The organism is Serratia sp. (in: enterobacteria) (assembly GCF_046715635.1).
GTDB lineage: Bacteria > Pseudomonadota > Gammaproteobacteria > Enterobacterales > Enterobacteriaceae > Chania.
In genome coordinates, this window is record NZ_JBKJYW010000423.1 from 1 (window position 1) to 6,921 (window position 6,921).

Here is a 6,921-nt window from a genome sequence, read left to right on the forward strand (position 1 = left end):
ATCAAACGCTTTGCACAAAACGCCTTTGGCACGCGTAATTTCGGCCATCATGGCGCTTATTGTGGGCTGGCCTACCGGGCAGGCTCCGGGGCGCTGATGGGCGATCTGGACAAGAACGCCCATGTGAAACCCGACTGGGATCATCTGCGTTTTGCACTGTTTCTGGGGACGTCACCCGCACAATCCGGTAACCCGTTCAAGAGGCAGGGGCGCCAGTTGGCTAATGCCCGCCTGCGCGATGAGTTCCGCTATGTGGTGGTAGCCCCGGCGTTGCCGTTAACCACCACGTTGGCCAACGATCATAACCGTTGGGTGCCGGTATTGCCGGGGACGGACTCCGCGCTGGCGATGGGCATGATCCGCTGGATCATCGACCAGGAGCGTTATAACGCCGATTATCTGGCGTTACCTGGCGAGGCGGCCATGCAGGCGGCCGGTGAAAAAAGTTGGTCGAATGCCACCCATCTGGTGGTGATCGATGACGATCATCCCCTGTGCGGCCAGTTCCTGCGTAAGTCACATCTGGTAGGTGGGGCTGGCGGTGATGAGGAAAGCCCTGCCTTGGTGTGGGACACACAGCGAGACGAACCACAGCCTGCCACTGAGGCCATGCGTGGGCAACTGCTGGTTGAGCAGCAGGTTCAACTGGCCGATGGCTCACAGGTGCGGGTGCGCTCCAGCTTTCGCTGTCTGCAATTGGCGGCGCAACGCTTTACGCTGGCCGAATATAGCGCCCAGTGTGGCGTTAGCGCTGAAACCATTGCGGCGCTTGCCAAGGAATTTACTTCTTACCAGCGACAGGCGGCAGTGATCTCCCACGGTGGCATGATGAGCGGCAACGGTTTCTACAGCAGTTGGGCGGTGATGATGCTCAATGCGCTGATCGGTAACCTTAATCTCAAAGGGGGCGTTTCGGTGGGGGGCGGCAAGTTCAAGGAGTTTGCTGAAGGGCCACGCTATAACCTCGCAACCTTCCCTGAGATGGTGAAGCCGAAAGGACTAGTGCTATCGCGCAGTAAGCAGGCGTACGAAAAGTCGGACGAATATCGCCGTAAAGTGGAACAAGGCGTCAATCCTTATCCGGCACGTGGTCCGTGGTATCCCTTTGTGGCAGGCCAGTTTACCGAACAGCTAGCTCCGGCGCTGATGGGATACCCTTATCCACTGAAAGCCTGGATCAATCACATGGGCAACCCGCTCTACGGCGTGGCCGGATTACGCGACGTGGTGGAGAGCCGGCTGAAGGATCCGCAGCATCTGCCGCTGTTTATTTCCGTTGACGCCTTTATCAACGAAACCAGCGCGTTGGCAGATTATATCGTGCCGGATACGCACAACTTTGAAAGCTGGGGATTTACCTCCCCTTGGTCTGGCGTGATGGTCAAGGCGAGTACCGCCCGTTGGCCAGTGGTGCCTGCGCGCACAGCCAAGACGGCGGACGGGCAGCCGATCGCGTTGGAGAGCTTTGTTATTGCGCTCTCGAAGGCCATGGGGTTGCCGGGCTTCGGCGATGGGGCGTTACAGGATGCGCAAGGTAACCTCTACGGGCTGCATTGTGCCGAAGATTATTACCTGCGTGCAGCGGCCAACGTGGCATTTGCTGGCGAGCCTGTGCCTGAGGCGACGGAAAGTGAGTTGCGCCTTACCGGCGTCGATCGTCTGCAACCGGCGTTGAATCAAGTGCTGAAAGCGGATGAACGGTTGCGGGTGGGCTATATGCTGGCTCGTGGTGGCCGTTTTGCACCTCATGAGCAGGCTTGGCAAGGGGAGGCGACCGGTCCGCAGTGGAAGCAAGGGCTGAATATCTGGAACGAAGAGGTGGCACGCCATCGCCATGCCATGACCGGGGAGCGCTATAGCGGTTGCCCAACCTATTACCCACCGCGTTTTGCCGACGGCTCCGACGTGGCGCAACACTATCCGAGCGAGGCGTGGCCGTTCCGCCTGATGTCGTTCAAGTCGCATCTGATGAGCAGCTCAACCGCCCCTATCGAGCGTTTGCGGGCCGTGAAGGCGGTAAATCTGGTCGCGCTCAATCCGCGAGATGCCGAGCGCTATGGGTTACAACATGGCGATCGGGTCAAGCTACAGACGCCAGGCGGTAGTGTGGAAGCACAAATCAGCTTGCTAGACGGGGTTATGCTGGGCGTGATTGCCATTGAACACGGTTATGGGCATCGTGAAATGGGGGCGCGGGTTCATTCGCTGGATGGGCAGGCATTGGCAGCGGATCCACGCATTGCCGCAGGGATCAACCTCAACGATCTGGGGCTGGCCGATCCGACACGCGAAGTAGGCAATAGCTGGTTGGACTGGGTTAGCGGGGCGGCGGTACGGCAGGGATTACCGGCGAAGCTGCAGCGCTTGGGATAGCGGTGTTTAATACAGCGACACATCAAGGTTGAGACAGGTGGGAGTCATGCAGGTTAACCGACCGTTGAGCGCAAGGATGCGCGATTCGAGCCCCCAGGGATGGGTTTACGGCGTGTCGGTGTTCTGCATGACTTCCATCTGTAGCGCTATTAGACACAGCGATTTAGCCCCGAATTTCGATATCGGGGCATTCAGCGCATCAACGTTGAGCGATGGGCTCTACGCTATGCACGCGGATATAGCCCAGTTGCGATGGCGTTACGCCACTCAGGCGCAGTTCAAAGATTTGCTCGGTTTTTGGCAGCAGCGAGCTGGCGCTCTGAATTTGTTGCGACTGCGCCTGCGCGGTCAGAGGCATACCGGTTGCGGCATCCAACTGGCCCCACTCCAACGTAGCGGTAAAGCCTGGCAGATATTGGCCTGAGAGCGTGCGCACATACAGTATTGCCTGGCTGCCGTTGGCTTCGCTCTTCACATAGTTGAGCGATAGACTCAGCTCACCCACGCTGCTGTGTAATTTGGCGGCGTTATTGGCAGCGGGCAGCAGGTAGGCACCGCTGGTCGAGTTTTGGTTAAGCCGGTTTTGGCGCTCCAGGGCGGTAGCCTGCTCGGTCAACTCCCCCAGCACCTGTTTCAGCTCAACTACCTGGTTGGTGAGTTTCGGAACTTCGCGGTTCTGTGCGCAACCGGCCAGCAGGATCATGGCGGTGAGCAGACAAACCTGGCGATAACGGATTGTCATAACGGCAATTTCCTCTTCAATAACACTGGCTCCCAGCTTAGCCCGATCGCTGGCCAAAGTCATGTCTACCACTAAGTATGGCTGCTTTATTGCGCAATCGTGGAAGCAATTCGCAACAAATGCCTGGCGGTCTTTGTTGTGGCGGGAGTTCGGGGTAAACTGTGCTCAACTATGTAAACGCTTATCAGGACGAGTTATGCATTGCCCTTTCTGCGCTGCCGTTGATACCAAAGTGATTGATTCCCGCCTGGTGGGTGATGGATCGCAGGTGCGCCGTCGTCGCCAATGTCTGGTCTGTAATGAACGTTTTACCACTTTTGAAGTGGCCGAGCTGGTGATGCCACGGGTGATCAAAAGTGATGAGGTTCGCGAACCGTTCAACGAAGATAAACTGCGCCGTGGCATGCTGAAAGCGCTGGAAAAGCGCCCGGTCAGCTCCGACGACGTAGAAAACGCCATCAACCACATCAAATCCCAGTTGCGCGCCACTGGCGAGCGCGAAGTGCCCACCAAAATGGTCGGCAATCTGGTGATGGATGCATTAAAGAAGCTGGATAAGGTCGCTTATATCCGCTTTGCTTCGGTGTATCGCAGTTTCGAAGATATTCGCGAATTCGGCGAAGAGATCGCCAAACTGCAGGATTAACGGGATCCGTATGCAAAACGACGAGTTCTATATGGCGCACGCCTTTGAGCTGGCGCGTCTGGGGCGCTTCACCACCACGCCGAACCCGAACGTGGGCTGTGTTATCGTGCGTGATGGCAGCATCGTGGGTGAAGGCTTCCATTTGCGTGCCGGCGAGCCCCATGCGGAAGTACACGCTTTGCGCATGGCGGGGGAAAAGGCGCGAGGGGCCACGGCCTACGTCACGCTAGAACCTTGTAGCCACCATGGTCGCACGCCACCTTGTGCAGACGCTTTGATCGCAGCGGGAGTCAGCCGCGTGGTGGCTGCGATGCAGGATCCCAACCCGCAGGTTGCCGGGCGTGGGCTATACAAGCTGCAACAGGCGGGCATCGAAGTGCGCCACGGCGTAATGTTGGCAGAGGCAGAAGCGGTTAATCTGGGGTTCCTCAAGCGTATGCGCACCGGGTTTCCCTATGTGCAGCTCAAGCTGGGCGCTTCACTGGATGGCCGTACGGCGATGGCCTCGGGTGAAAGCCAGTGGATCACCTCACCACAGGCCCGGCGGGATGTACAGGAGTTGCGGGCGGCCAGTTCGGCGATCCTCAGCACCAGCGCGACCGTGTTGGCCGACGATCCCGCGCTGACGGTACGTTGGGATGAACTGAGCAGTGAAACCCAAAAGATCTACCCGCGTGACACCCTGCGCCAGCCGCTTCGGATTATTCTAGACAGCCAGAACCGGGTTACGCCGCAGCACCGGGTCGTGCAGCAACCGGGGATGACCTGGTTAGCACGCCAGCAGCCAGACGATCGGGTTTGGCCAGCAGGTGTGGAGCAATTGACCTTCCCACTGCACGGCGGTGGTATCGATCTGGTGGTAATGATGATGCAATTGGCCAAGCGCCAGGTGAACAGCATCTGGGTCGAGGCGGGCGCACAGCTTGCCGGTGCGCTGCTGCAGGCCGGGCTGGTGGATGAGCTCATCTTGTACATCGCGCCCAAATTATTGGGGGATAATGCCCGCGGGCTGTGCCAACTGCCGGGTTTGACGCAGTTGGCCGATGCGCCTGAGTTTGTCTTTAGCGAAGTGCGCCAGATTGGCCCCGATCTACGCCTGCGGTTAACCGCCAAATAGAGAATGTAACCTTTGCCTGCTGGTGCAGCCGCGTTTTACAAAAGCGCCGCGCAGGCGGGCAAAGAATATGATAGAATCCGCCCCCCTGCGGGGTATTGAACCCATTTTTAAGGAAAGCCCATGAAAGTTATCGAAGGTGTTGTTGCTACTCCAAATGCCCGTGTGGCGATCGCAATTGCACGTTTTAACAATTTCATCAACGACAGCCTGCTGCAAGGTGCCATTGATGCACTGAAGCGTATCGGCCAGGTTGCTGATGACAACATCACCGTTGTTTGGGTCCCAGGCGCTTACGAGCTGCCATTAACCGCACGCGTGCTGGCTAACACCGGCAAATATGATGCGGTGATTGCTCTGGGTACGGTGATCCGTGGGGGCACCGCGCACTTCGAATATGTGGCGGGCGAAGCCAGCTCCGGTCTGGGTCAAGTCTCTATGAACACCGAGATCCCGGTTGCCTTTGGCGTGCTGACCACCGAAAGCATCGAACAAGCGATCGAGCGTGCCGGCACCAAAGCGGGCAACAAAGGTGCAGAAGCCGCCCTGACCGCACTTGAAATGATTAATGTAATCAAAGCTATTAAAGCCTGAATTTAGTTTAAGGGGAATTCCGTGAAACCTGCTGCTCGTCGTCGCGCTCGTGAGTGCGCTGTTCAAGCGATTTACTCTTGGCAGTTGTCTAAAAATGACATTGCCGATGTTGAACACCAGTTCCTGACGGAGCAGGATGTCAAAGATGTTGACGTCGCCTATTTTCGTGAGCTGCTGTCCGGTGTGGCAGTCAACGCAGGTATGCTGGATGGCCTGATGGCCCCCTTCCTGTCGCGCCAGCTCGAAGAATTGGGCCAGGTGGAAAGAGCCGTACTGCGCATTGCGCTGTTCGAGCTGAAAATGCGTGAAGACGTCCCTTACAAAGTGGCCATCAACGAAGCGATCGAACTGGCGAAAACCTTCGGCGCGGAAGATAGCCACAAGTTTGTCAATGGCGTGCTGGATAAAGCGGCCCCCAGCATCCGTAGGAAAAAATAAAACATAAGGCCGGGAAACCGGCCTTACTTCTTTGGAAGACGAATTATGGCATGTGGCGAATTTGATCTCATTGCCCGCTATTTTGACCGGTTCAAAAGTGTGCGCCGCGACGTACAGCTCGGCATTGGCGATGACTGCGCACTGCTTACAGTGCCGGAAAAACAGCTTTTAGCCATCAGTACCGATACCCTGGTTTCGGGTATTCACTTCCTGGCGGATATCGATCCCGCCGATCTCGGCTATAAGGCCCTGGCGGTTAACCTGAGCGACCTCGCTGCAATGGGCGCCGATCCCGCGTGGCTTTCGCTGGCGTTGACGTTGCCGGAAGTGAACGAAGCGTGGCTCAAGGCGTTCAGCGATAGCCTGTTCGAACAGATGAATTACTACGGCATGCAGCTGATTGGCGGCGACACCACCCGTGGCCCGCTGAGCATGACGTTGACGATCCACGGCCATATCCCGGTCGGTCGGGCGCTAACCCGCGGCGGTGCACGCATTGGCGACTGGATTTACGTGACCGGTACGCTGGGCGACAGCGCCGCCGGGCTGGCAATCCTGCAGGATCGTTTGCAAGTGAGCGATCCGGCTTCGCATGAATATCTGTTGGCGCGCCATCTGCGTCCGCATCCGCGTGTGCTGCAAGGCCAGGCGCTGCGTGATTTGGCCAGCTCGGCGATCGATATCTCCGACGGTCTGATTTCAGATCTGAAACACGTGCTGAACGCCTCTGAGTGCGGTGCCCGTATCGAGTTGGATGAGTTGCCGCTGTCGCAGACGCTGACCAGCAATACCGATGCGGTTCAGGCGCTGTGTTGGGCGCTGACCGGCGGTGAAGATTATGAACTGTGCTTCACCGTGCCAGAGATCAATCGGGGGGCGCTGGAAGTGGCATTAAGCCATTTAGGTGCGGATTACACCTGTATTGGCCAGATCGGCCCGCAGTCTGAAGGGATGAAGTTCTACCGCGATCAGCAAGAGGTTGAACTGCCGTGGAGTGGTTACGATCACTTTGGT

General features: G+C 57.6%; 7 protein-coding genes. 6 read left to right on the forward strand and 1 reads right to left on the reverse strand.

What is annotated here, in order from left to right; all coding sequences use genetic code 11:
• On the forward strand, positions 1-2,373 hold a 2,373-nt coding region (locus ACLQ7H_RS21985; RefSeq protein ID WP_411754495.1), incomplete at its 5' end, for a molybdopterin dinucleotide binding domain-containing protein.
• Positions 2,374-2,572: 199 nt separating this feature from the next.
• On the opposite strand, the gene ACLQ7H_RS21990 is transcribed toward ACLQ7H_RS21985, so the two are convergent.
• Positions 2,573-3,115, reverse strand: coding sequence for a DUF3251 domain-containing protein (locus ACLQ7H_RS21990; protein ID WP_411754498.1), 543 nt, complete (start codon positions 3,113-3,115; stop codon positions 2,573-2,575).
• Positions 3,116-3,311: 196 nt separating this feature from the next.
• Here ACLQ7H_RS21990 and nrdR point away from each other — a divergent pair, with 196 nt between their 5' ends.
• From nrdR to thiL, 5 genes are all read left to right on the forward strand, one after another.
• Positions 3,312-3,761, forward strand: coding sequence for a transcriptional regulator NrdR (gene nrdR / locus ACLQ7H_RS21995; RefSeq protein ID WP_021180191.1), 450 nt, complete (start codon positions 3,312-3,314; stop codon positions 3,759-3,761).
• Between the two features lie 10 nt (positions 3,762-3,771).
• Positions 3,772-4,878, forward strand: a complete 1,107-nt coding sequence (gene ribD, locus ACLQ7H_RS22000; protein ID WP_411754496.1) for a bifunctional diaminohydroxyphosphoribosylaminopyrimidine deaminase/5-amino-6-(5-phosphoribosylamino)uracil reductase RibD — start codon at positions 3,772-3,774, stop codon at positions 4,876-4,878.
• A gap of 120 nt (positions 4,879-4,998) precedes the next feature.
• Positions 4,999-5,469 (forward strand): 6,7-dimethyl-8-ribityllumazine synthase, encoded by a 471-nt coding sequence (gene ribE, locus ACLQ7H_RS22005; RefSeq protein ID WP_021805495.1) that lies wholly within the window; start codon positions 4,999-5,001, stop codon positions 5,467-5,469.
• Between the two features lie 21 nt (positions 5,470-5,490).
• A complete protein-coding gene (gene nusB / locus ACLQ7H_RS22010) occupies positions 5,491-5,907 on the forward strand; it encodes a transcription antitermination factor NusB (protein ID WP_021180188.1) in 417 nt (138 codons plus the stop codon).
• A gap of 45 nt (positions 5,908-5,952) precedes the next feature.
• A partial coding sequence (gene thiL / locus ACLQ7H_RS22015; protein ID WP_411754497.1) for a thiamine-phosphate kinase occupies positions 5,953-6,921 on the forward strand: 969 nt, incomplete at its 3' end.